Source organism: Actinoallomurus acaciae, from assembly GCF_042429965.1.
GTDB classification, from domain to species: Bacteria; Actinomycetota; Actinomycetes; order Streptosporangiales; family Streptosporangiaceae; genus Actinoallomurus; species Actinoallomurus acaciae.
The window spans coordinates 1-1,483 of the sequence record NZ_JBHLZP010001002.1 but is presented as its reverse complement, the minus strand read 5'-3'; the positions used below and the strand labels follow the sequence as shown (position 1 = coordinate 1,483).

Below are 1,483 nucleotides of genomic sequence, written 5' to 3'. Positions count from 1 at the left end.
CGCGCTGGACCGCGCGCTGCACCGCTACGAGCGGCGGCCGCTGCCCGGCCTGCGCCGCGCCGCGATCCGGCGCGCCGCCGAGTGGATCGTGGCACGCCAGGAGGCCGACGGGTCCTGGGGCGGAATCCAGCCGCCGTGGGTGTACTCCCTGATCGCCTTGAACCTGGAGGGCTACGACGTCGACCACCCGGTGATGCGGGACGGGCTGCGGGGCCTGGCCCGGTTCACCATCGAGGACGAGCGGGGCCGTCGCCTGGAGGCCTGCCAGTCACCGGTCTGGGACACCGCACTCGCCATGGGCGCCCTGCTGGACGCCGGTACGCCGGGCGACCATCCGGCCCTGGTCCAGGCCGCCGGATGGGTGCTCGGCGAGGAGATCCGCGGCCCCGGCGACTGGTCCGTACGCCGGCCGTCGCTGCCGCCGGGCGGCTGGGCGTTCGAGTTCGACAACGACGGTTACCCCGACACCGACGACACCGCCGAGGTGATCCTCGCGCTGCGCCGCGTCGAGCACCCGGACGCGCGTCCGGCGATCGAGCGCGGCGTGCGATGGATGTCCGGCATGGCGACCCGCGACGGCGGCTTCGGCGCGTTCGACGCCGACAACACCCGCACGCTCTGCACCAAGCTGCCGTTCTGCGACTTCGGCGCCGTCATCGACCCGCCGTCGGCCGACGTGACCGCCCACGTCGTCGAGGCGCTGGTGGCCGAGGGACGCGGCGGGGAGCCGGTCACGCGCCGCGCGGTCGGCTGGCTGCTCAAGGCGCAGGAACCGGACGGATCCTGGTACGGCCGGTGGGGAGCCAACCATGTCTACGGCACCGGAACGGTCGTCCCCGCCCTCGTCGCGGCCGGCATCCGGCCGGGCGCGGCATGCGTGCGGCGCGCGGTCGTGTGGCTGGAGGCGCACCAGAACGAGGACGGCGGCTGGGGCGAGGACCTGCGCTCCTACGACGACCCCGCGTGGGTCGGGCGCGGCGCCTCCACCGCCTCGCAGACCGCCTGGGCACTGATCGCCCTGGTCGCGGCGGGGGAGCGGAGCCCGGCCGTCGAACGGGGCGTGGCCTGGCTCGTCGACCACCAGAACGACGACGGCACCTGGGACGAGCCGTACTTCACCGGCACCGGATTCCCCGGCGACTTCTACATCAACTACCACCTGTACCGGCTGGTCTTCCCGATCAGCGCGCTCGGCCGCTACCTGAGGACGGTCGAGTCCTGATGCGCCTCCTCGTCTGCGCGCCGCTGGCCATGGAGGCCCGCGCGGTACGCCACGGCCTGCCCGTCGGGCCGCCGGAGGCCCTGGTGATCCGCACCGGCCTCGGGGCCCGCCGCGCCCCGTACCTGCACGGCTGTGACGCCATGGCGGTCACGGGGTTCGGCGGCGCGCTGGACGCCACGCTGCGGCCGGGCGACGTGCTCGTGGCGACCGAGGTCTGGTTCGAGGACCGCCGGTTCCCGTGCGCCGCCCCCGAGACGCTCG

The 1,483-nt window shown here is 74.9% G+C and carries 2 protein-coding genes; both read left to right on the top strand.

The annotated features are described in order from the left end of the window. Window positions 1–1,222 (top strand): squalene--hopene cyclase (gene shc, locus ACFFNX_RS49845; protein ID WP_378213494.1); only part of this gene is annotated, 1,222 nt, incomplete at its 5' end. Further along, the coding region (locus ACFFNX_RS49840) for a phosphorylase family protein (protein ID WP_446678573.1) at window positions 1,222–1,483 on the top strand (262 nt) is incomplete at its 3' end. The genes shc and ACFFNX_RS49840, both read left to right, overlap by 1 nt.